Genomic DNA, 22,406 nt, shown 5'->3' on the forward strand with positions numbered 1-22,406 from the left:
TTTGACTCCACGAGTGGTGGTTTACAACGTTGTAGTAAGTGCGCCGGTCGGGCGCGACGATGTTTTGCTATGACTTTATTAATATTGCATTTGTCGGGGGTCTCTCTCTTGCTGCCGTACTGCTCCTCCTGTATTGCTCACAGTCCTGCTTGTGGCAAAGTCAGCGAACCATCAACTTTGCCGGATCGGGCGCCACGCCAAACCACTTGCGATAGATCGTGGCGTAACTCCCGGATTCGATCGCCTTGCGCAGCGCGGCATTCACCCGCTGGGTCAGCGCGCTGTCCTTGGGCATCGCAATTGCGTAGAAATTATTGGGTGTGGCCACGCTGTCGACTACCCGGACCAGCCCCTGGCCTTTGTTCTGGCTGTAATAGCGCACATTTGCAGTGTCGTGAACCAATGCATCCAGCCTGCCGGCGGCCACCTCCAGATACGGAAAACCTGCATCCATGTTCTGAAAGTACAGGACTTTCGCCTGCGGCAGCATACGGTTGACATAGTCGGCCGCTTCGGTACCCCGCTTGACGCCCACCCGTTTATCGACCAGGTCGGTAAAACGATTGATATCGGTATTGCCCTGGGCAACCACCAGGGAAATATCGCTGCGGAAATACGGATCGGAAAAATCCACGCTGCGTTCCCGCTCCTGGGTAATGGTGATGCCGGCGATGGCCATATCCACCTTGCCGGCGGTCAGATTCGCAAAGATATTGGAAAAATCCATGGGCAGCAGGGAATAAGACACGCCCATTTCACGTGTGATAAGGTCCAGCAGGTCCATATCAAACCCCACATATTTGCCGTTCTCCCGAAACTCGAACGGCAAAAAAGCGGTGTCGGTGGCAACCACCAGCGTTTCTGCCCGCGCCGCGCGGGCGCCTGGCGGCATCACTGAATACAGCATTACAAAAGTGAATGCTGCCAGTGCCAGGCCAATAGACTTGCGACGTGAGCAGTACCGAAGGTTCATCAGATCACCTCATCTCTCAGGTAATACCAGTGATAGAGCATGGCCTGTCCGAGACGCCGGAAAGGAGAAAAAAGATGTCCGGGCAGCGGCGAATTGTAGATGGGCAGATCCCATTGTGCTCCGTCCTGCCCCACAATACGCTGCGCCAGACGTCGGCCCGCCCATGCCGAGGAAGACACGCCGTTACCGCCATAGCCGAATGAATAGTACAGCGACAACGAAGGATCGGGCTGGACGATCCGCGGCATCATATCGTGGCTGACATCGACCCACCCGCTCCAGTTGTACGCAATTGGGACCCTTCGAGCGACGGGAATTTGCGGTAAAGGCCTTTTTTGAGTAACTCCAGATGCTTGGGATTGGCTGCATCCTTGCCGGTAATCGCACTGACGACTGCCAATTGCACTGAACCGTCAGGCAACAGCCGATAGTAAAAGCGCAGCGTACGGGTATCTGTAATGAACACAGTCGATTTGAGTCCGGCCTCGGCCAGTTCCTGCGCGGTCAGCGGACGGGTCACCATGGAATTGGACTGGATCGGCATCAGCTTGGAACGCGTTGTCGTATGTACGCCCTGCGTGGTATAACCGCCTGTGGCGAAAGCCACCTTGCGCGCCTTGACGATGCCGCCGGGCGTGTGCAAATGGTGCAGACCATCGCGCGTTTCCACTTTCATGACCGGGCTGGATGTGTGCACCTTGACCCCAAGCTCCCGTGCGCGTCGCAGATAACCAAAAGCCAGCTTCAGCGGGTGGACTCCAACGCCCTGAGGCTCCCATAAGGCGGCCTTTGCTTCCTGGTCGTTCACATATTCTTCGCGCAGTTCTTCCCGGCTGAGCATGCGTGTCTTATAGCCGAAAATGTTGTTCATGACCCGGCTTTCATTGCGCAGAAAATCAATTTTCTTGTCACGGTGCGCAGTGTATAAATGGCCACCGGTTTGCGCATCACAATCGAATTGCGCTACCAGTGACTCCCAGTACTCGAAACCAGAGCGGATCTCGGCATCCAGCCGTTTGGCTGTCTGCTCACCCCATTTGGCAATCCACTGAGAGCGATACAGGCGACCCATGGCATTCTGTCCCTGCCCACCATTTCGACTGGTGCATCCCCAGGCCGCCGCATTGGCCTCCAGGACTACCACCTCGGCATGATGATCCTGGGCCAGATGCAGCGCAGTAGACAGCCCGGTAAAGCCGGAACCCACCACAACCACATCTGCAATCAGCCCATCCGGCGCCGGCCCGTCATCTGGCGGCGGCTCGCCTGCAGTGGCGACCCAGTACGTCGGTGCGTACTGCTGGCCCTGTGTCGGGGTATCGGTAAGCGGATCAAACAGCGGATCGTATGCGCGCATCAAAGTTGCCATGAGGATGCTCCTGCCTATTTTCCAGCCGCAATCGCAGGACGGTTCTTGCGAAATGCGTTCTTCACAAGAATCTTGCCGTCTTTGAATGTGAACAGGTCCACCATATTGGCTTCAATACGAGCGCCATCTTTCTGGGTACCGGTAAAGGTTGTTTCCGATACTCCGCGATCGCCATTGATCCAATGCCTGCCATTGAGCCATTGCGCGTCCGGAATGTTCTCCCAGGCGGCCTGAAAAGCCTTTCTTACCGCGTCACGTCCTTCAATCCGGTTGCCGCAGACCTGATCTCCGGCCACGGTTTCGAAAACACAATCGTCATGCATGAACGACATCAGGCGTCAATGTCATGGTCATTCCACGCCTGGGAAAAGGCCTCAAGGGTCTGGATAGTTACCGCGTTACTCATTTTGCATTCTCCTGCTTTGATATTTCAATCAAAGATAGAAGAAGTTCGCCATATGGTCTAGGTCCAGTTTCCAGACTTCGTTGAGTCCAGATTCGACAAGTCACGATGAGCCATTATTGCTCACTTGTGCACCAGCCAAAAGCGTCTGCGCATTGCAGCGTATCCACCGGCACATTGGCAGTGCATAAGGCGCACGCCAGTTGTGCGCTGCGCTATTGCAGCACAGGAGGCACGCACGAAAACAGGACAACGGGCGCGCATAAGTCCAGTCAGTCCAGCGTATCGCTCCAGATATTTTTTGCCCAGGAGCGTGCATCGGTACCCTCTTTTTCGGAAGGATACGCGGACAAGCCACCGCCTTGGGCCGATACCATATCCTTTTTTTCCGGGTCATATCGGTAGACATTGGCCACGTGCATGGCCGATGTATCGTCCACATAGCTGTAGCAGGTATTGGCAAAGACCGGAAGCGGATCGGGTTGGACGCCTGCCAGCCGCGCAATCATGCTGCTGGCGCATACTTTGGCCTGGGAGTTGGCGATATGAGCCGACTTTGGCAGACCCGAGTCGACAGAATCACCCAGCAAATGCACACCAGGCACCGTGCGCGACTCATATGTCACAAAATCCACATCGCACCAGCGCCCCTCGCTGTTGGCCAAACCGGTATCCAGCGCCAGGCGGCCTGCCGCCTGGGGCGGAATGACATTCAATACATCAGTCTTCCAGGTATCGAAAATTGTTCTGACGGCTCCTGTATCGACGTCAATGGCGGACAGCTCACTACCCGGCTGATAATCTATAAGTCCCGCGTACTGCTCGGCCCAATTGCGTTCAAACAGCGCGCGCTTGGACGTAATGCCGGGGTTGGCGTCCAGCACCAGCACCTTGCCTGTGGGATTATGCTGTTTGAGATACCAGGCCACCTGACAGGCCCGCTCGTAAGGTCCGGGTGGGCAGCGATACGGGAGCGGCGGCACCGTGATGGCAAATACACCTCCCTTGCGCATGTGCTGCAGTTGCCGGGCCAGTGCCTGCGTTTGCGGGCCGGCTTTCCACGCATGAGGAACCCGCGCCTTTGCTGCGTCGGTCTGCGCCATGGGCAACTGAGAATAATCAAAGCTGATGCCCGGCGCCATAATCAGATAATCATACGGGATGGCCCGGCTGCGGTACGCACCTGCTTACGGTCGGGGTCTACAGCCAGCACCGTGTCCTGGCGCACGATCACGCCATGCTTGCGGCCCAGATTATCATAGGAGCGGGTAATCGCCGCCAGCGGTACAGAACCGCCCAGCACCAGATTGCTGGTCGGGCAGGAAACAAACTGCGCATTCTGTTCAATCAGCGTGACCGGCAGTTGATAGTCGCTCCACATGCGCAGGTACTTTGCCGCCGTCGCGCCCGCAAAACCTGCACCCACAATGACAACACGCGCCTGTCGCAAACTGCGCGCAGCGCTCGCACTTAGCGGCCAGACACCGGCGCCAAGCCAGGCCGCCCCCAAGGTATGAATAAACTCCCTGCGCTTCATCGTTGCTGTCCCATCTGTTTACTGAAATGCCGCAATCCATGATGCAACCGAATGGCTATTGCATTTGAAATAACTGTAGAATTAACGCCAGGACAGGAGCAGGTCATTGGTGCGCGGGCAAGGCCGAGAAATAGACGGCCAGACGCTCAATTTCGTCTGCGGTCAAGCCCCGGACGTGCTGCGTCATGACATCTGTGTCTGTCTTGCTGGTACGAAACGCCATCATGCGCGACAGAAAATGCGTGGATGACATGCCCGCCAGACTTGGCGTTTGCGCCACACTGACTCCATTCGTGCCATGACAAGCCGCACAGGATGCGGCCAGGACACGGATATGCAGATCAGGTTGCAGCGCCTGTGCCATTGCCTGCGTGGTGCCTAGGAGCAATGCCAGAATCCATAACCGCATGGCAATATCGGTCCTTATGATCATATTCAGCCCTATTGCCATTCCATTTTCGGAAACAACAAGTTCACATTGCGCGGATTGATGACATCAAAAAGCTGCCAGCGATCTTTTTCCTGCGCTGCCGCGTGTTGCATCACGTCACTCATGTCCTGCCCTTGAGCAATGCCCTGCGCAATATCCGATAGCAGTGTCTGCAAATAGCGTCGCTGCGCATTCCAGGCCGCAGCCTGGTCTTTCGGACTGGGACCATGCCCGGGCACCAGTCGCGCCACCGGCTTCTGCCTGATGGCATCGATTACCTGGATCCAGCCTTTGACGTCGCCATCAATGGAAGGCGTTCTTTCGGTGAACAACAGATCACCGGTCCATAGCGTTTGTGTCTGTTCATCAAGAACCGTCAGGTCGGTGGTGCTATGGGCCGAAGGCCAGCTTTGCAGCAACAGGGTTCGCCCGCCCAGGTCCAATCGCTTCGTTTCGGAAATTTTGATGGTCGGCAGAACAATCCTGTTCTTGCCACCGTCAGCGCGTGCAGGCGCCGCACGCAGATAGGCATCCTGGCTTTCATACATGGCCGCTGCCAATTGTGCATGTCCGACAAACCGCACCTTGTCGCCGACAAATGCCGCATTTCCCAGGATATGGTCAGGATGAACATGCGTGTTGATGACATAGCGGATCGGCAACGGCGTGGTCTTTGCCACGGCCTGTGCAAGCGCGCTGCCGATATCGAACGAGCCACCCGTATCGATAACAGCTACGGCTTGGTCTCCAACCACGAACCCAATATTGGCAATATCACCTTCGTAATCAGGTTCATCAAAATCCCGATGCGCGCCCTGATGTACATATACTCCCGGGGCCACTTCATGCATCTCCAATGGTGCGGCAGTGGCCACGGCGCAGGCCGCGATCATTATCCATGGCAGCGTCATCCGAAAAAATCCGGCACGCATTACTGCACCGTCACGTCTGTTTCATGACGAAAGTGTTTGCCTTCGTTGTCCTCTGCCAAGACCGTGAGCTTCCCACTTTTCTCAGGTACGAAGAAGAACCGGAAATTCGGATCTTCGCTAATACCAATATACGTGTCAGCCTGCATTATCGGCTTATCGTTATAGCGGATGTCTATATTCTTGATGAAATAGGCTGGACGAAAGCCTGAGTCATCAGGTCGCGCTGCAAACCGGTGTTCATGGGATGGCGTATCATCAAGCGTCCCTGCGCCGGTTTGCCGGCATGAACGGGATCAACAGCGGCAAGCTTCATTTGCCCCGCAGTCTTTTTGGCGGCATTCACATCGCCACCGACCGTGCCACCACAGCCGCCCGATGCCTTGACCGGCACCGCGTTGCGAAAATAGCGGCCATCGCTGGTTTCTGCGACAACGTGAACGTAGTCATCTACTTCAAGCCGAATGCGGGTAGCAATATCGACCTTGCCGCTATCGGGCGTAAAGTGAAAGACAGCGGTCAGCGGCACAGGATTTTCCGGCACAACCAGTGTCACGCTCTTGATGTAATCATCCTTGGTTGCCGGATAGTCGATGGAAAATGCAAACGGCACCTGCGCACCGCTGGCCGCTCTTTTGGGGGCGTCAATATGAATAAAGGGGCCGTCCTCAAGCGTTTTTCCGGAGAAAAAGCTGCTGTTTACCTTATCCCAGGCAGGCGCATCGACCCCGGCCAGCGAGGGCGAAGACAGTGAGATGATCATGACAGAACTGATCAGCAAGACTGATTTGCGTAACATGTGAACCTCCTCAATGAACATGTTCCGTTCTCTGTACTTTATCGCGGCGTGATTGGCGCGCGAGGCATTTTTTTATACTGTAATTCTGTTGTGGTTCTGAACGACCTTTGCAGACATGACTATAACAATATACATCTAATTGTCGGACTGAGACAGGAACGTACCCATTGCAGAGAAAAGAGGAAAGACAGCTGACATTTGCCCAGTGCGCTAGTGCGACCGCACACTGGTCACGGTTGAATAAAAAAGGGTTCTGCAGGCCTACGCGGCTATTTAAGACTGACGCTGCTGCTCTGGCCGTAAGCAAGCACACAGGTTGCTGCATGCACCCGATGACTCACGAGCGGCTCTTGCATAACCTGGACTGCAGGCCCCATCAATGCAATGAGCCCCAGCGCTTGACCGATGGTTCTGCCTGGGCCCACAGCCAATACTGTCCGTTCTTGCAAACATCCAGCGTGTACCAGTGCTCGGCTGGCCTGCCATCTACCATGCCCTCTACCGAAAACAGCGCCTTTTTGCAGGTTGTGAGGGCATTGACCGATTCGCTGACAACGATTGTGCGCCCTTTGTTATTTCCGTATGGTACCGGCTGCTCAACCCGCCAGCGTCGCTGCTCTCCAGGTACGCTCTGCGCGATTGCGTTTGCAATTTCCTGCTGCTCTGCTGCACTAAATCGCTTCATTACATATTTAACGCCGGCATCCACTGCCGCGTTAGTGGCAATTGCCACAGTCAGGCCCAGCGCCGGATTACCCGTTACAGATGATGTCGCCGCACCGGCAGTAAGACCCGGCAACGTCGCGATCAATGAACAACCGGCCAGGCTGCCAACGACACAAAAGCCAAGTGTCATTATTGTGAGGCTGACGCGTAACCGCATTACTGCAAAGCTCCCCAGCGGCTGACTGCCGGCTCGGCCGTGGCCCATGCCCAGCGTGGCCCGTCCTTGCAGATCGAGGCCACATAAAACTCGTTGCGGGGCATCGAGTTTTCTTCGCTGTCGACGGAATAGACAATTTCCTTGCATTCCAGCAGACCCTGGCTGATCACCCGGCTTACCGTCACCCGCCCCTGCTCATTGGGCTCCATGGGGATGGAATGAATCGACTTCCAGTTGGCCACCTCGCCTTCTTTCAATTTACCGGCCGCGGTGGCGATCACTTCCTGGGTATAGCCATGCATTTCGCGCTGCACATATTGCACGGCGGAACGAGTGGCCGCCTGAACGCCAACGCCGATACCGGTTGTAATTGCCGCGTTATCCGTAACTTTTTGCGCGAGCGCGGCACCAGCGATCCCGGCACCGGCTGAAGACCCCTCCAGTACCAGCGATTGACAGCCTGCCAGTCCCATTACAAACGACATACCCAGCAGCTTGAGCGCGCTACAATAGCGACGCAGGAAACCGGCGCGACCAAGGTATGGCCCATCGCTACGGGATACATAAAACGAAAACATGTATAAAATATTTAATCTGCGCAAAATCATGCACTTATAATAATTTGTTGATAAAGTGCATTATATTGGCATCGAGCATCGATTGAACATCAAGAACCGTCAGGAAGTTGTAATCAGATGTTGGCCGGGCTCATGCAGCCTGAGTCCGAACCGGCTAAGTACCAAGCCGCTTGGGTTCAGTTTGCACGGATTCACAAGACCGCCAGCATGCCACCATCCACATAAATGATTTGACCGTTCACATAGTCGGAAGCACGTGAAGCCAGAAAGACAGCAGCACCAGCCAGTTCTTCGGGCAACCCCCAACGGCCGGCCGGCGTGCGGCTCTTTACCCAGCCATCGAATTGCGGATTACTCAACAGTGCTTCGTTCATGTCAGTTGCCATATATCCAGGGCCAATGGCATTGATTTGAATATTGTGCGCAGCCCATTCGGCCGTCATCGCACGTGTCAGCATTTTGATACCGCCCTTGGAAACAGTATAGGGCGCTATTGTTGCACGGGCGCATTCGCTGGTCAGCGAACCAATATTGATGATTTTGCCTCCCTTGCCACGTGCGATCATGCGTTTGGCCGCCTCACGCCCCACCAGAAAGGCGCTGGTCAGATTGGTGTCCAATACGCTATGCCATTCGGCCACCGCCAGCTCAGTCAACGGCTTCCTGAGCTGAATACCTGCATTATTTATGAGGATATCAACTTGCCTGTTCTGGCGATCCAGTGAATCAAAGGCGGCGACCACCGCATGCTCATCGGCCACATCGAAGGCCAGCGTGTCGGCGCGAAAACCGCGATCGGCCAGCAATTGTGCCGCCTGCTCAAGGCGATCTAGGCGGGTGCCATTGAGAATGACATCGGCACCATGTTCTGCCAGCGCCTGGGCAAAGGCAAACCCCAGCCCACGCGACGAACCGGTAACAAGTGCCGTCTTCCCATTTAAATTGAATAATTCAGACATGATTTTTTCTTCTCTACTCTTATAGTGATTCCGGGGTGCTGACACGAATCGTCAAGTCGTCCCGCTCGAATACATCGTCGCGTAGCTCCACGCCCAGACCAGGTCCTTGCATCGGAAAAACATAGCCGTTTTCAATCCGCGGCACGGCGGTCACCAGCTCGTTGTACCAACCCTTGTAAAAGGCGCGCACCGATTCCTGGATCAGCGTGTTGGGCTGACTGAACGAACAATGCACAGCGGCGGCAAAGCCCACCGGCCCGATGCAATCGTGCGGAGCAAATGGCCGGTGCCAGGTCTCGGCAAGCGCGGCAATTTTCCGGCCTTCAGTCAACCCACCACTCCAGCACAGGTCGACCATCACCACATGCATGGCATCACGCTCCAGCATATCCTTGTATGGATAACGGGAACCCAGGGTTTCGCTTGCACACACCCACACGGGCGTAGACCTTGCATATTCAGCCAATGCCTGCGGTGAATTCATGCGAATGGGATCCTCATACCAGCGTGGCGCATACGGCTCTATGGCGCGCGCGATCTCTTTGGCAGCAGGCAAATTCCACAAGGAATGGAACTCCACCATAATGTCCATTTTGTCGCCGACCGCCTTGCGGATTTTTTCAAATGGCTCCAGCGATTTTTTCATCTGCCGGGCGTCAATGAACAAGCCTTTGTTCTCGATGGCCGGCGGATCGAACGGCCAGATTTTCATCGCGGTGATGCCTTGCTCAAGCAAATCCAGCGCCAGTTCATCTGCACGATTCATGAAACCATCCAGATCTTCATAAGGACCTTCCTGTCCTTTGTTGATCTGCCAGTTGGACACTGGTTTGATATTTTTCGATCTCACATAGTTGTAGCCGGCACACGTGTTGTACACCCTGATTTTGTCGTGGCAGAGCCCGCCGAGCATTTGGTGCACAGGCTGATTGCAGACTTTGCCAAACAGGTCCCAAAGCGCTATATCAATGGCCGATGCCGCCCGGTATTCCGCCCCGGTAGACGATTGCGCCATAGGCAGGTTCAGCATTTCCTTATGCAAGGCCTCGATATGCAATGGATTCTGTCCCAGCAAACGGATCGCCAGGGTTTCGTGGATGTGCGCCTCTACAGCTCCAGCGCCATAAAACGTTTCGCCCAGCCCCACTACGCCGCTGTCGGTATGGATGCGCACCCAGATGACATTGAAAAACTCCTGGGTACGCAGCGTTTCAATTTTGGTGATTTTCATGATGATCGATAACCCTTGAATTATTTACACTGGCATGCAAATCATTTTCTGCACGCTCGATAATTTCCAGCACGGCCTGTTCCGCCTGTACAGGATTGCGCGCGGCAATCGCCGAAAATAGCGCTTCGTGCAAAGACTGGGAACGGGCTGGTCCATCCGGCACTTGTACGCACAGATCGAAGCTGACCTGAAGAATCACATTGATTGCCTGCTGCATTTGACGCAGGAACTGGTTATGACAAGCATCCAGAATGGCGCCATGAAAAGCCAGATCTGCCGGCACATATTCGCCCTTGCCATTGATTGCATTTGCCATAGCGTCCAGATGATGGCGCATCAGCGCAAGGTCTTCGGCACTGGCCCGTTGTGCCGCGTACCGAACGGCGGCCGGCTCAATCACGCGCCGCAGCTCCATCAAATCGACGATGTACTTTTCATCGATCATGCCCGTGCTGGCTCGCCAGACGACAACCTTGGGATCAAAAAGCTGCCAGTTTTCCGATGATTGCACCAGTGTGCCAGTACGACGACGCACTGTAACCAGGCCACGCGCGCTGAGTGACTTGACCGCTTCCCGTACGACAATGCGGCTTACGCCCAGCAGATCGCACAGATCCGGCTCCGGCGGCAGCACTGTCCCGGCGGGATATACCCCAGTGCAGATATCTGCGCCCAGGCGGTTCAGAACGTCATCATGTATTGTTTGTCGAGGTATCATGATCACAATCATAATACGTATGATGATTGAAATATAATAGCAATTACCCTGATTCAACCGGATTTCGCAGTCCAGCGTGGCTATGTTGGTCACAAGAAAGGGTTGCCGGATTAGGCTGTCAGGTTATCTTGAACGCCTGCGGATGCTCGCGCAGCGACGACCCAGGCCCGCTCAATGCAAAAATATCGGAATTGGCAAGCGCTTTTCACAGTTCGGCGTGCCACCCTGGCGCATTCAATACAGCGTGTCGCGCTGCCGTTGCGGCAGCTCCTGATCATATTTTTCACCATCAATCTGCGCGTGGGTCAGACCCGCCAGAATCGTACCCGCTGTCGGCACATTCAACTGGTCTCGTGCCGGTGCCGGATTCCATAACCCTGAGCGCTGTATGGCACGGGCGCACTGAAAAAAGACTCGCTCCACTTTCATGACAATCACGCATTGCGGTGGCTTGTCGCGCATGGCCAGGCGCTGCAGCAATGTCGGCGCGACGCTGATGTGTGCAGTGCCATTGACGCGCAGCATTTCCCCCATGCCAGGAACCATAAACAGGACAGCCAAACGCGGATCAGTAAGCAAATTGCGCAGGCTGTCAATGCGATTGTTCCCCCGCCTTTCAGGCAGCAACAGCGTGTGTTCGTCTTCAATCTGGACAAAACCGGCAGGATCACCACGCGGAGACGCATCCAGACCATCCGGGCCGCTGGTGGCCAGAATGGCAAACGGAGAAGCCTCGATCAGCGGTCGATACAGTGGATGTATATGGTCCACTTCCTTTTTCAGCGACGCCTCGCCGGGCGTACCAAACAAAGCGGTCAGTTGCTCGATGGTGCCAATGTGGTGGGGATCATGAAAGGTCATCGGCAGGTTCTCCGGAAAACGATATGGAAAAAGGGAACAAAGACTTACTATACTACGCCTTGATCGTTGCCTTCCTGTGACGGAAATCCAGGCAGCTCGCCAGAGCCACAAACACAGCCGGTTGCCTTTAACAATAACAGTTGAAATAGAAGCCGATATGTGTAACGACGTGGCATGCAGACAGCAAAAAATATTCATCATGGCGTTACCATGCCATATGCAATTAATTCGATAAGGCGTATCCTTTGCAGTGTATCGCCGGCGGCGGCGATCATCTTCAAGGAGACTCTCATGAACAAAGCACTACTGTCCTGCTTACTGGCCCTGGCCGGTGCGGGATTTGTCGGCAGCGCTGCCCTCGCGGCCGAACCACCGGTCAAAACAGAAAACGGCATACTGGTCGACAGCAAAGGCATGACGTTATACACCTTTGACAAGGACAAGGAAACCCCGGGAAAAAGTGCATGCTCGGGCCAATGCGCAGAGAACTGGCCACCACTGATGGCTACTGCAGAAGATAAAAAATCCGGCGATTACGATGTGATCAAACGTGATGGCGACCAGTCACAATGGACGTACAAAGGTCAGCCGCTGTACCTGTTCAAGAAAGACAGCAAGCCCGGCGACATGACCGGCGATGGGGTCAAGGACGTCTGGCACGTCATCAAACCCTAGGCGTGAGCACTGGATGCCGCCAGGTGGTCAACCCAGCGCGGTATCCAGAAACATCATGACCGCAAACCCGGCCATCAGTCCGATGGTGGCAAAAGTCTGGTGGCCGTTGCGATGGGTTTCCGGTATGACCTCATGGGATACCACAAATATCATTGCACCGGCTGCCAGCCCAAGACTCATGGGATAGCCACAGCCATACCGCTGGACATCCCCACCCCCACAATGGCACCTAGCGGTTCCATGATGCCGGAAGCGGCGGCAAGCAACACGGCCCGTCCTACCGGTATGCCGATAGCCCGCAGGGCAAGCGCCACGGCCAGCCCCTCCGGAATGTCCTGAATGGCGATCGCCGTTGTCAGGGGCAACCCAACCGTCATATCGGACTTGGAAAAACTGACCCCGATGGCCATGCCCTCGGGCAAATTGTGCAAAACGATGGCCAGCACGAAGAGCCAGACACCGTTAAGACGTTTGTACTCGGGCCCCTGCGTACCCAACTCCTGATGCATATGCGGTGTGAAATAATCCAGCCCGAGCATCAGCAACACACCGAAGGCCAGCCCCAATACAACGACCGTTGACCCCAGCAGCGCGCTGCCGGTGATCTCGTGGGCGGCCTCCAGCCCAGGCAGCAACAGGGAAAATGAACTGGCTGCGAGCATCATGCCCGCCGCAAACCCCAGCATCGTATCCTGGGTGCGAACCGGGATGCTACGCAAGCCGAATGCAGCCAACGCCCCCAGTGCGGTGGCCCCGAACCCGGCAAAACCACCGATCAGTGCGTAGTCGAACGCAGTATCCTCAACCGAAGTCAGGGCACGATAAGTACCGGCCAGCAGCAGCACCAGCAGGCACGTTCCTGCGAGCAAAAGACCAAAGGTGACTCGCGGATTTTTACGGGCCTGCAGTATCCAGGCCTGCCACAAAGATGGTTGTGCGACATCATGCGTATTCATTTTTACCTTGAAATCTCGAAAATCGGATGCAGACAATCAAACACATAGTAACAAAATGACATCCACTAATTAAATTTATTGCAACAACAATGTGCGAAACTCTAGCATTCACAAATCCATAATCCGGAGACTGCCCAATGGCCGCCAGACCACAATTCGACCACGCATGGAACACCTTTGCGCAGGTAAACAAACCAGTCAGAATGGTGGGCGAGCTGATCGGCGGCAAGGTCAAGTTCAATACCGACAGTCTGATTTTTCGTAATGCCTGCCCTATTCGCATGAGCTATGTGCTCAATCGCAGCGGCATTTCTATTCCGCCGAACGCAGCCGGCTACGCAGCCAGCAGCGGTGCCGATGGCCAATGGTACATGTACCGCGTCAACGACATGATCCGTTTTCTGGAAAGCACATTTGGCAAGGCGGACATCATCATCAATGGTGCACCCACACCGGCTCAACTGGCAGGCAAAAAGGGATTGCTTGTGGTCAAGGGCCATGGCTGGGACAATGCGGCGGGCCATGTCACACTCTGGAACGGTGCGCAATGCGCCGACTCCTGCCATTTGTATGCCGATCCGGACAATGGGACCTTTGTTCCGGAAAAAGCCTATCTTTGGGAATTGAAATGAACAGCAGACGATATTTTGCAGCGGCACTGTGTGCCATTGGCTTGATGACCAGCAGTGCGGTTCATGCAGCCGACGCGGCCAAGCCGGCCGACGAGCTGCAATCGTTTACCCAACTGCCCCAGCAAGCGCTCAAAAGCGACGATAACCAGATCAAACTGTTCAAATACTGGGCGCTGGCCCGTTGTGGCGCAACGCTAAGCAAACAGGCTGGCAGCGCGGCACTGGAAGAAGACTGGAGCAACACAGCAGCCGCCTACCTGGAATACTCCACTGTGCCCCTTGAAGCCAATGAAGCTGCCCAGGCCCTTGTTGACAAATTCCTCAAGACAACCACGCGCAGCGGCTCGACGGGTGGCAGCTATGAATCGATGAAATGCATTGATCTGTTCAACAGCAAGGAACTGGACGTACTGGCCGGTCAATATATAAAAAAGTAATAACCGATTCAGATCCCGGCTCCACCTGCGCAGCCTGCGCACGAGTGCAGGCAATTGCGACAAGCAATGATCAAGCAACAGTCGTAGCCACAGTGCCCGTTTTACTTCAGGTCATGTTCGTCCAGTTGATCGAACATGGTCCGGCGCACTGTCGTCAAGTGCTGACGCATGGCCTGCGCGGCTTGCTCCGGGCTTCGCTCTTCAATAGCCGTCACGATAAGGGTATGTTGATGAATGTATAGCAACTGACGTTCCGGGGTCAACGATGCCTTGCGCAACCGTCCCCAGGCCGTCTGTTCACGCGCTGCTGTCAGCATATCGAAAAACCGCACAAGCAGATCATTATGCGTCGCACGACCGATTGCGGCATGCATGGCGCCATCCCATTTCTCCCACTCCCTGTGATCAGCGATAACGTTCTGGCTCTGTTCGATACACCGGCGCATTTCATCGATATCGCGCGATGTGGCATGTGCTGCCGCAATGGCGGCAATGGCCGGCTCCAAAGCAAAGCGTGCGTCCATCAACTCTACCGGACTGGTATATTGCCGAATATCAACAGCCCCAGGGTTAGGCGTTGCTTGAGACAAGTCCACGATGACCGTACCACGTCCCGGCGTTCGCTGAATCAGTCCGTCTTCTTCAAGTTTTTGCAAGGCTTCGCGAAGCACTCGCCGGCTCACGTTAAGTTCGGCTGCCAGGCTACGCTCCGGCGGCAGGCGTGAGCCCTGGATTGCATCCTGCTGAGTAAGCCGTTCACGCAGCAGATCCAATATTTTGTCTGAGCGCTTCTGTACCAGGGGAAAGGGTTGTTGCATCGTTTTTTCTTGAAAACCTGTTTGTTTGATATCAGATCGCGCTTAAGAACATATTTAATGAATTGAACAACAAAAAGACCGCAAAGGCGCAGCGCAAATACCTTGGCTTGATCGTGTGCGCGATTCGGGCACCGAAAGGAGCGACAAATCCTGTCACGGGCACCAGAATAACGAACGCCAGCAAATTAACAAAACCAATACTGAACGGTGGCAGATCTGGATTCCCGAACCCGCTTAGCAATGCACCTATCGCACCCGGTATTGAAATCAGCAACCCAATAGCAGCAGCAGTGCCTACGGCACGGCGCATCGGATACTTGAAAATACTCAATATGGGAACACTCAACGTTCCACCGCCAATCCCCATGATCGAAGACACGCCTCCCACGATCAAACCCAACACGCCACGTGCAACGCCCCTGGGAAATTTATCTGTTGTTTCTGTCGTAGGCTCTTTGGCAAAAAGCATATATACAGCAACAAGAAGCGCAACAGACCCAAAGACAAACGACAAAGCACTCGAATCAATTGCGCTAAAAACACTCATCCCGATTATGGCGCCACATAGCAACCAGGGCCCCCAACTTTTGAGCAAGCCAATATCAATTGACCCCTTGGCCAGATGAGCCCGGGTGGATGAGGCCGCCGTCGCAACAATGGTGCTTAACGAGGTACCAACTGCCATATGCATGCGAATCGACTCATCAACCAGCAGCAGGGTAAACAAATAGTACAGCACAGGGACGAGCACAATGCCGCCACCCACCCCCAGCAGCCCGGCAATCAGTCCGGCAACAATGCCCGATGCCAATATTGCGAGCGTGAATAAGGCAATAGTCTCCATATTGTATTGCATGCATTGCTCCAGAGTAAATGCGCCTTGAATGGTACCATATTGAACCTTTAATGAACCAATACGCCAATAATGTCGCTATTCATAGCGTATTTAATATTAAATATGAAATAAATAATTCCATTTATAGAAATTACATGCCATAATGAAAAAAATAAAGTGCTTTCAATAAAATGGTATCTTTTTGGTTCGAATCTTTACTCGACGGCACATACATGGAAGGAGACTCATGGGCGATGAAAACAGACCTGACTGCAATATTGCGTACAGCGTCAGGCACGCAGGCAAGAACGCGCGCTCACCGGTGTCTGAGCTCAGCCGGCGCAACAAGCACCTGCGCAACTGATCCTGCACTTGGGGCAGCCGCGGCTTGTGCTCTGTCGTTATGTCCCGGAAAAAATGACCTCGAAACCAACACGTTGTTCTGATAAGAGACGACGCAGAACCTCAAGGTACGCAACCTTTTTAATCGCTTGATTTTTGTCTTTTCACCTCAGTTCCAATCTTAACCACAGAGAATTCCGGAGGTCGTAATGATGTTATCCCCAGTATTGCATTCGTTGGTCGCGATCAAGACATTGCTTCGTTCATTTTGCTGCGCAAGCCTTCTGCTTGTATTTTTTTTCCCCATGCCAGCCCAATCGGCCTATCCTGATCGCCCGATACAAATCATTATTTCATTTCCGCCGGCCGGTGCAACCGATGTACTGACCCGGGCCATCGGCAATCAGCTATCCCGCGAGCTTGGGCAACCGGTAGTTGTAGAAAACCGTCCCGCGCGCGGTGGCGCCATCGGCCTGACGGCAGGCGCCCGGGCAACACCCAACGGGTACACCCTGTATCTGGCGGCGACATCCAACCAGGCCATTGCAGCGGCTGTTTACCGGGACCAGGCGGCCAACCTCATTGAAGATTTTGTTCCAATCGGTCTGGTTGGATCGGTTCCTCATGCACTGGTCGTCCCTACGATCCTGCCCGTCAAATCCATCCCGGAACTCATCGCATATATAAAGGCAAAACCCCGTGCCTACAATTTCGCTTCGCAAGGTGTAGGCACACTTTCACACCTGGAAGGGGAGCTCTTCAAGGCACAAAACGGACTTGATATTACACACGTACCTTACAAAGGTAGTGTTCAGGCTTTACCCGATGTGGTCAATGGCCTTTCCGTCATGATGTTCGATAGCGTGACAGGATCCATGCCATTGGTCAAAGGCAACAAGCTCAAAATCCTTGCCGTGGCTTCCGCCAAACGCATTAGCCTGCTTCCGGATGTTCCCACGCTCACCGAGGCTGGCGCAAAAAAAAGCCTGATTGCAGGAAATATGTTCGGCCTGTTCGCTCCGAAAGGCGTTCCGGCCGAGATCATCAGTGCATTATCGGCTGCGCTTGAGCGCAGCCTGAAAGAGCCGAAACTGATCAGCACAATGGCGGCCCAGGCGCGGAGTTAACATTCGGCACAGGCTCGGAACTCAAAAAAGTAATTGCAGACGAACACCAGTTCTGGCTTAAGGCGGTAACGGACGCCGGTATTTCACCACAGTAGCGAACTACTTATTTTTTACCCAGCCTGATCGCCCGCTGCGCCCGCTGTCGGCCCCGATACCTGGGCGATCAGGAGCACCAGGCACTATACCTGCCTAATGCGACACAACGCTGACCCTGGCGCCAGTGCCGGGCCATTCCCTCAATTTCACTTACATACACCTGTCATACTGCTCCTATATTCTTGCGGCTTTCCAACCTCATGCAGGAAGCACTCCATGACATTCCGATACCGTTTTTCGACGCTGGCATTGGCAATCGGCCTGGCCACAGCCAGCAGCATTACGCTGGCGCAGACCGAAGTCCCCGCCGTTCTCGAAGGGCACGCCATCTTGCCAGCCAATAGCAGTATTGCGGCGCCAGATAATGCTCCGGAAGATCTCAAATCTGCGGGCAAATACACCACGCGCAAACGCGTTGAAAAACCGGCATCCGTCATGGGTAAATCGAATGATCGCGAGACCGGCATCAGCCTGCCGATCTCCGGCCAGCCCTGCAGGGCCACTCCGGCATCCAGGTTATGAAAGACGGCAGCGTCTGGATTCTGACCGATAATGGCTCCGGCAACAAAGCGAACTCGCCGGACTCCATGCTGTATCTGAATCAATACTCCATCGATTGGAAGTCTGGGCAATTCAAGCACATCAAATCCGTATTTCTGAGCGACCCTGACAAAAAAGTGCCCTTTCGCATCGTGCACGAAGGTACGCCGCAACGCTATCTGACTGGTTCTGACTTTGATACGGAAAGCTTTCAGATCATCGGCAACACGTTGTGGATAGGCGAAGAATTCGGTCCGTTTCTGATCAAGGCAGATCTTGACGGCAAGGTTCAGGCTGTCTTCGACACAGAAGTTGACGGTCGTAAAATTCAATCTCCCGACAATTACCTGGTTGCCACGCCCGGCGCGCCCGGCGACAGTTATAAAGATGTCAATCTGAAACGCTCCAAAGGGTTCGAGGGGATGGCTGCCTCGGCCGATGGTAAGTTTCTGTATCCATTGCTGGAAGGTCCAATCTGGGATGAACACAAGAAAGCCTGGGAATCGGCCGATGGCAAGACCGTGCTGCGCGTACTGGAATTTGATGTTGCTGCGGAAAAATGGAGCGGCCGCTCCTGGCTATATCCTTTGGAGGCGGCGCACCACGCAATTGGTGACTTCAACATGATTGACGCCACCACGGGCCTGATCATCGAACGGGACAATGGCGAAGGCACACCGGACAAAGCTTGCAAGCAAGGCGAAGACCCTCGGACCTGTTTTGCCGATCTGCCCAAATTCAAACGTGTTTACAAAGTCCAGTTCGGTCCTGAGAATGCAGGCAAGCCGGTACGCAAGGTCGCGTACATTGATCTGCTGAACATTGCAGATCCATCCAAGGTGGCGCGCAAGCCCCTGACTAACGGCGTGCTGCAATTCCCGTTCTTTACCATCGAGAATGTCGATATTGTTGACGGCGAACATATCGTTGTGGGCAACGATAACAACTTTCCGTTTTCGTCCAGCCGCGAACCCAACAAGCAGGATGACAATGAACTCATCCTGCTGAAAACACCAGAACTGTTACAGGCCAAATAACCGTTCCAATACAAGCATAGCCAGGCCGGCCAACACGCACGAAGGCCGGCTTTAATCTGCCTGCCCTGGCGTTTTTCTACTAGAATGAAACAAGTTTGTTCTATTTCAACTGAAAACATCAGGAAATGACGATGCAAATACCGGAACACAGGATCATCATAGTAGGCGGTGGCGCGGGCGGCCTGGAACTGGCAGCCAAACTCGGACGCAAGTTCGGTCCTCGGCACATCTTTCTGGTAGATGCAGGCGTGTTCCATATATGGAAGCCTCGCTGCATGAAGTGGCATCGGGTACGCTGGACATTCACCGCGAGGGGCTGTCTTATGCCATGCTGGCAAAGGACCACGGTTTCACATTCGTACCAGGCGAAATGGACGGCATTGACCGCCAGGCCCGCAGCATTCACGTCAAGGCAGTCTACAACGAAGGGGAAGAAGTTTTTGCAGCCAGAGACCTGTCTTATGACACCCTGGTGCTGGCCGTTGGCAGCCGTTCCAATTTTTTCAACACGCCGGGCGCCGAAGAATATGCCACCGCGCTGGACTCCACGGAACAGGCCGAAAAATTTCGTCTGAAATTTCTGCGCGAGCTGGTAGCCGCCGATCAGCGCAAGAAAACCGACCCCGCACACTCTCTGAACATTGCCATTGTCGGTGGCGGAGCAACTGGTGTTGAGCTGGCAGCAGAACTGCTGGAAGCTGGAAAGAATCTGGGCTTCTATGGCATCAACGAACTGAATCCTGAAGAAGATATTCACATCACGCTGCTCGAAGGCAGTTCGCGCATACTTGCGGCCCTTCCGGAAAAAACATCGGCAGCAGCCACAAGACTGCTCAAGGAACGCGGCATTACCGTCAAGACATCGGTGCTGGTGGCGTCCGTACAGGAAAAAAGCCTTACCGATTCGAACGACAACAAATATCCGGCCGACCTGACGGTATGGGCAGCGGGCATCAAGGCGCCGGCTTTTCTGACCGAACTGGGTCTGGAAACCAATAAAATCAATCAGGTTATTGCCGACAAAACCCTGTGCACCAGTGATCCGGCGATCTATGCCATGGGCGATTGTGCCCAGGTCGAATGGGAGCCGGGTCGCTATCTGCCTGCCCGGGCGCAGGTGGCTCATCAACAGGCAGACTATCTGATCGGCGAGCTCTCGGCCCGCATCAACGGCACGGCAAGCAGTGGCAAACCATTTGCGTTCAAGGATTACGGGTCACTGGTGTCCGTAGGTCACAACAAGGGAGTAGGCAGCCTGATGGGCGTACTCACCGGCAAAAGCCTTTTTGTTGAAGGCTTGCTGGCACGCCTGATGTACATGAGCCTGCATTTGATGCATCACATGGCGATTCTGGGTATTGCCCGTACTGGCGCCGTCGCCCTGGGTCGACTGCTGCTAAAACGCAGCACACCGAAAGTCAAACTGCATTAATGGTTGGCGGGATGCCAAGCCCCGTCGTCGGCCTGTCACCCACGCAGGTTCCGGCGACCACCGCTGTGCTTATTCCGGACGATAGGCACGCTCCAGTATCGCGACCGCATCGGTATAGATGGAGGCGCCAAATACTCCTGCACTTTCTTCAAAACGCGCGCGCACGAACGCCTCTGCCAGCCATGCAGGCGCATGCCGATAGAGCAGCGTGGCCTGAACCAGCAGCACCAGGCGCTGCGTGATTTCGCGTGCCCTCGATTGCAGCACATCGCCCGACTCCGACACCCATTGTTTCAGTTGCACCATGGCCTGTGACAGCACCGGGTCGGCACGGCAATCGTCGGCAAGGCGCTCCAGCAACAGCGCGGCCCCGTCAGGGTCCCGCGCAAGGGCCCGCAAGACATCAAGGCTCATTACATTGCCAGAGCCTTCCCAGATGGAATTGACGGGGGCTTCGCGCAGCAGCCGCGCCAACGGCGCATCTTCGATGTAACCATTACCCCCCATACCTCCATGCATTCGGCAATGGCGGCAATACTGCGCTTGCATACCCAGAATTTGGCGGCTGGCGCGACAATGCGCAAAAATGCTTTCTGTACGGGGTCATTCTGTTGTGTCACCGCATGGGCCAACGCCATGCCAAGCCACAGCGCCGCTTCGCTTTCCAGGGCCAGGTCACATAGTACCGACTGCATCAGAGGCTGATCCGCCAGCCGCTTGCCAAATGCCATACGATAGCGGGTGTGATGCATGGCCTGCACCAAACCCTGACGCAACAATCCGGCACTGCCAAGCACGCAATCGAGCCGCGTCTGATTGACCATGCGCAAGATGGTGGGAATGCCCGCCCCCTGTTCACCTACCCGTAACGCCCAGGCGCCATCAAAGACTACTTCCGCGCTGGCATTGGAACGATTGCCCAGCTTGTTCTTCAGCCGCTGGATATGCACCGTGTTCATGCTGCCATCCGGTCTCCAGCGCGGCAAATAAAAGCAGCTTAATTGTTCCTGTTCATAGGCCAGCACCAGATGCGCATCCGACATGGGAGAAGAAAAGAACCATTTATGCCCATGCAGTTCATAGACCGGTTCCGAGTGACCGATACGCCACGGCACGCGTGGTATTGCTGCGTACATCGGATCCGCCCTGCCTCTCGGTCATGCCCATACCGATCATCATGCTGCGCTTCTGGGAGACGGGGGCATTGGCGCCGTCATAATCACGACTGTACAGCAACGGCGCCAGTTGCTTGAACAAAGGCTGATCCTGCAACGCTGCAACGGCGGCAAAGGTCATGGTGACCGGGCACAGACTGCCCGCTTCGGTTTGCGCATGCAAATAAAACAGTGCTGCGCGCCGCACATGCTGGCCGTCCTGCCAGGCCGCAGAATGCACGCCCATGTCGAACAGCATCGTCAGCAGGGAATGCCAGGCGGGATCGAACGTAACCAGATCCTGGCGCTCGCCGTACGGGTGAAAATAGCCGCTTGCGGCCCGTTTACATTGGCAAGCTGCGCCAGCTGCAAGACATGCTTTGAGCCCAGGCGCTCGCCATAGCTCTGGCATGCTTGTTTCGCGTCTGCGGCAGAGAACGCATCCAGCGCCTCGCGCAGCGCTGGATCACAATTGAATAGATTATAGTCTTCCAGATCCGGAACCTGATTATCCGGCGTAATGAATGTTGTGGTGACCATGTGAGCCTCCGTAAGCAAGTGGATCACAATACACATATTTGCAGTCACAGCTGTCACTGCTATCACGCCTGATATCGCAGCCGCGCATCACAGGCTCGTATAGCAGGCCTCATAC

General features: G+C 54.8%; 19 protein-coding genes and 6 pseudogenes. 6 read left to right on the plus strand and 19 right to left on the minus strand.

Annotated elements, in window-relative coordinates; translation table 11 throughout:
* Positions 1-160 precede the first annotated feature (160 nt).
* The 15 genes and pseudogenes from TKWG_RS18230 to TKWG_RS18290 form a co-directional block, all read right to left on the minus strand.
* Complete coding sequence (locus tag TKWG_RS18230) at positions 161-973, minus strand: transporter substrate-binding domain-containing protein (RefSeq protein ID WP_014752244.1); 813 nt, start codon at positions 971-973, stop codon at positions 161-163.
* Positions 973-2,342 (minus strand): annotated as a pseudogene (locus TKWG_RS18235) (NAD(P)/FAD-dependent oxidoreductase). The gene TKWG_RS18230 and the pseudogene TKWG_RS18235 overlap by 1 nt, the downstream one beginning before the upstream one ends.
* Positions 2,343-2,356: 14 nt before the next feature.
* Positions 2,357-2,748: pseudogene (locus tag TKWG_RS18240) on the minus strand (nuclear transport factor 2 family protein).
* A 269-nt stretch (positions 2,749-3,017) separates the two neighbouring features.
* Entirely contained in the window at positions 3,018-3,887 is an 870-nt protein-coding gene (locus TKWG_RS18245; RefSeq protein ID WP_322786566.1) for an FCSD flavin-binding domain-containing protein, read from the minus strand.
* Positions 3,888-3,889: 2 nt separating this feature from the next.
* On the minus strand, positions 3,890-4,282 hold the full coding sequence (locus TKWG_RS26685) for an FAD-dependent oxidoreductase (RefSeq protein ID WP_322786567.1): 393 nt from the start codon (positions 4,280-4,282) through the stop codon (positions 3,890-3,892).
* A gap of 103 nt (positions 4,283-4,385) precedes the next feature.
* Complete coding sequence (locus TKWG_RS18250; protein WP_014752248.1) at positions 4,386-4,715, minus strand: c-type cytochrome; 330 nt, start codon at positions 4,713-4,715, stop codon at positions 4,386-4,388.
* Positions 4,716-4,723: 8 nt separating this feature from the next.
* The gene (locus tag TKWG_RS18255) at positions 4,724-5,644 is read right to left on the minus strand and encodes a quinoprotein relay system zinc metallohydrolase 2 (RefSeq protein WP_014752249.1); all 921 of its coding nucleotides are present in this window, start codon (positions 5,642-5,644) and stop codon (positions 4,724-4,726) included.
* A complete protein-coding gene (locus TKWG_RS27370) occupies positions 5,644-5,829 on the minus strand; it encodes a thiosulfate oxidation carrier complex protein SoxZ (RefSeq protein ID WP_202947805.1) in 186 nt (61 codons plus the stop codon). Before TKWG_RS27370 ends, TKWG_RS18255 begins: the two co-directional genes overlap by 1 nt.
* Positions 5,817-6,440, minus strand: coding sequence for a quinoprotein dehydrogenase-associated SoxYZ-like carrier (locus tag TKWG_RS18260; RefSeq protein WP_202947740.1), 624 nt, complete (start codon positions 6,438-6,440; stop codon positions 5,817-5,819). Before TKWG_RS18260 ends, TKWG_RS27370 begins: the two co-directional genes overlap by 13 nt.
* A gap of 376 nt (positions 6,441-6,816) precedes the next feature.
* Positions 6,817-7,296 (minus strand): hypothetical protein, encoded by a 480-nt coding sequence (locus TKWG_RS18265; RefSeq protein WP_014752250.1) that lies wholly within the window; start codon positions 7,294-7,296, stop codon positions 6,817-6,819.
* Between the two features lie 26 nt (positions 7,297-7,322).
* Positions 7,323-7,901: a hypothetical protein gene (locus TKWG_RS18270; RefSeq protein WP_148274589.1), complete on the minus strand. Its 579-nt coding sequence runs from the start codon at positions 7,899-7,901 to the stop codon at positions 7,323-7,325.
* 191 nt (positions 7,902-8,092) lie between these two features.
* Positions 8,093-8,860, minus strand: a complete 768-nt coding sequence (locus tag TKWG_RS18275) for an SDR family oxidoreductase (protein ID WP_014752252.1) — start codon at positions 8,858-8,860, stop codon at positions 8,093-8,095.
* A gap of 19 nt (positions 8,861-8,879) precedes the next feature.
* Positions 8,880-10,091 carry a mandelate racemase/muconate lactonizing enzyme family protein gene (locus TKWG_RS18280; protein ID WP_014752253.1) on the minus strand — a complete coding sequence of 404 codons (1,212 nt, stop codon included), beginning with the start codon at positions 10,089-10,091 and terminating at the stop codon, positions 8,880-8,882.
* Positions 10,072-10,809 (minus strand): FadR/GntR family transcriptional regulator, encoded by a 738-nt coding sequence (locus TKWG_RS18285; RefSeq protein WP_041710453.1) that lies wholly within the window; start codon positions 10,807-10,809, stop codon positions 10,072-10,074. Before TKWG_RS18285 ends, TKWG_RS18280 begins: the two co-directional genes overlap by 20 nt.
* 234 nt (positions 10,810-11,043) lie before the next feature.
* Positions 11,044-11,670 carry a pyridoxamine 5'-phosphate oxidase family protein gene (locus TKWG_RS18290; RefSeq protein WP_014752255.1) on the minus strand — a complete coding sequence of 209 codons (627 nt, stop codon included), beginning with the start codon at positions 11,668-11,670 and terminating at the stop codon, positions 11,044-11,046.
* A gap of 291 nt (positions 11,671-11,961) precedes the next feature.
* Here TKWG_RS18290 and TKWG_RS18295 point away from each other — a divergent pair, with 291 nt between their 5' ends.
* Complete coding sequence (locus TKWG_RS18295) at positions 11,962-12,345, plus strand: COG4315 family predicted lipoprotein (protein ID WP_014752256.1); 384 nt, start codon at positions 11,962-11,964, stop codon at positions 12,343-12,345.
* Positions 12,346-12,372: 27 nt separating this feature from the next.
* Here TKWG_RS18295 and TKWG_RS18300 read toward each other — a convergent pair.
* A pseudogene (locus TKWG_RS18300) lies at positions 12,373-13,301 on the minus strand (ZIP family metal transporter).
* A 137-nt stretch (positions 13,302-13,438) separates the two neighbouring features.
* Here TKWG_RS18300 and TKWG_RS18305 point away from each other — a divergent pair.
* Positions 13,439-13,933, plus strand: a complete 495-nt coding sequence (locus tag TKWG_RS18305; protein ID WP_014752257.1) for a type VI secretion system amidase effector protein Tae4 — start codon at positions 13,439-13,441, stop codon at positions 13,931-13,933.
* Positions 13,930-14,370, plus strand: coding sequence for a T6SS amidase immunity protein Tai4 family protein (locus TKWG_RS18310; protein WP_014752258.1), 441 nt, complete (start codon positions 13,930-13,932; stop codon positions 14,368-14,370). The genes TKWG_RS18305 and TKWG_RS18310 overlap by 4 nt, the downstream gene beginning before the upstream one ends.
* A 101-nt stretch (positions 14,371-14,471) precedes the next feature.
* Here TKWG_RS18310 and TKWG_RS18315 read toward each other — a convergent pair whose 3' ends face one another.
* Both TKWG_RS18315 and TKWG_RS18320 read right to left on the minus strand, forming a co-directional pair.
* Positions 14,472-15,188 (minus strand): FadR/GntR family transcriptional regulator, encoded by a 717-nt coding sequence (locus TKWG_RS18315; RefSeq protein WP_014752259.1) that lies wholly within the window; start codon positions 15,186-15,188, stop codon positions 14,472-14,474.
* A gap of 31 nt (positions 15,189-15,219) precedes the next feature.
* Positions 15,220-16,044: a sulfite exporter TauE/SafE family protein gene (locus tag TKWG_RS18320; protein WP_014752260.1), complete on the minus strand. Its 825-nt coding sequence runs from the start codon at positions 16,042-16,044 to the stop codon at positions 15,220-15,222.
* 530 nt (positions 16,045-16,574) lie between these two features.
* On the opposite strand from TKWG_RS18320, the gene TKWG_RS18325 reads away from it, so the two are divergent.
* The 3 genes and pseudogenes from TKWG_RS18325 (at position 16,575) to TKWG_RS18335 (ending at position 20,597) form a co-directional block, all read left to right on the plus strand.
* A complete protein-coding gene (locus tag TKWG_RS18325; protein WP_014752261.1) occupies positions 16,575-17,492 on the plus strand; it encodes a Bug family tripartite tricarboxylate transporter substrate binding protein in 918 nt (305 codons plus the stop codon).
* A 312-nt stretch (positions 17,493-17,804) separates the two neighbouring features.
* Positions 17,805-19,165, plus strand: a pseudogene (locus TKWG_RS18330) (esterase-like activity of phytase family protein).
* Positions 19,166-19,296: 131 nt separating this feature from the next.
* A pseudogene (locus TKWG_RS18335) lies at positions 19,297-20,597 on the plus strand (NAD(P)/FAD-dependent oxidoreductase).
* Between the two features lie 69 nt (positions 20,598-20,666).
* Here TKWG_RS18335 and TKWG_RS27375 read toward each other — a convergent pair.
* A pseudogene (locus tag TKWG_RS27375) lies at positions 20,667-22,291 on the minus strand (acyl-CoA dehydrogenase family protein).
* Between the last annotated feature and the right edge of the window lie 115 nt (positions 22,292-22,406).

Origin of the sequence: Advenella kashmirensis WT001 (assembly GCF_000219915.2) — a bacterium.
Classification (GTDB): domain Bacteria; phylum Pseudomonadota; class Gammaproteobacteria; order Burkholderiales; family Burkholderiaceae_B; genus Advenella; species Advenella kashmirensis.

Coding starts and splice junctions, on each gene's coding strand:
- TKWG_RS18230 (WP_014752244.1), bottom strand. CDS start 973: ATGAACCTTCGGTACTGCTCACGTCGCAAGTCTATTGGCCTGGCACTG.
- TKWG_RS18245 (WP_322786566.1), bottom strand. CDS start 3,887: ATGGCGCCGGGCATCAGCTTTGATTATTCTCAGTTGCCCATGGCGCAG.
- TKWG_RS26685 (WP_322786567.1), bottom strand. CDS start 4,282: ATGAAGCGCAGGGAGTTTATTCATACCTTGGGGGCGGCCTGGCTTGGC.
- TKWG_RS18250 (WP_014752248.1), bottom strand. CDS start 4,715: ATGATCATAAGGACCGATATTGCCATGCGGTTATGGATTCTGGCATTG.
- TKWG_RS18255 (WP_014752249.1), bottom strand. CDS start 5,644: ATGCGTGCCGGATTTTTTCGGATGACGCTGCCATGGATAATGATCGCG.
- TKWG_RS18260 (WP_202947740.1), bottom strand. CDS start 6,440: ATGTTACGCAAATCAGTCTTGCTGATCAGTTCTGTCATGATCATCTCA.
- TKWG_RS18265 (WP_014752250.1), bottom strand. CDS start 7,296: ATGACACTTGGCTTTTGTGTCGTTGGCAGCCTGGCCGGTTGTTCATTG.
- TKWG_RS18270 (WP_148274589.1), bottom strand. CDS start 7,901: ATGTTTTCGTTTTATGTATCCCGTAGCGATGGGCCATACCTTGGTCGC.
- TKWG_RS18275 (WP_014752252.1), bottom strand. CDS start 8,860: ATGTCTGAATTATTCAATTTAAATGGGAAGACGGCACTTGTTACCGGT.
- TKWG_RS18280 (WP_014752253.1), bottom strand. CDS start 10,091: ATGAAAATCACCAAAATTGAAACGCTGCGTACCCAGGAGTTTTTCAAT.
- TKWG_RS18285 (WP_041710453.1), bottom strand. CDS start 10,809: ATGATACCTCGACAAACAATACATGATGACGTTCTGAACCGCCTGGGC.
- TKWG_RS18290 (WP_014752255.1), bottom strand. CDS start 11,670: ATGACCTTTCATGATCCCCACCACATTGGCACCATCGAGCAACTGACC.
- TKWG_RS18295 (WP_014752256.1), top strand. CDS start 11,962: ATGAACAAAGCACTACTGTCCTGCTTACTGGCCCTGGCCGGTGCGGGA.
- TKWG_RS18305 (WP_014752257.1), top strand. CDS start 13,439: ATGGCCGCCAGACCACAATTCGACCACGCATGGAACACCTTTGCGCAG.
- TKWG_RS18310 (WP_014752258.1), top strand. CDS start 13,930: ATGAACAGCAGACGATATTTTGCAGCGGCACTGTGTGCCATTGGCTTG.
- TKWG_RS18315 (WP_014752259.1), bottom strand. CDS start 15,188: ATGCAACAACCCTTTCCCCTGGTACAGAAGCGCTCAGACAAAATATTG.
- TKWG_RS18320 (WP_014752260.1), bottom strand. CDS start 16,044: ATGCAATACAATATGGAGACTATTGCCTTATTCACGCTCGCAATATTG.
- TKWG_RS18325 (WP_014752261.1), top strand. CDS start 16,575: ATGATGTTATCCCCAGTATTGCATTCGTTGGTCGCGATCAAGACATTG.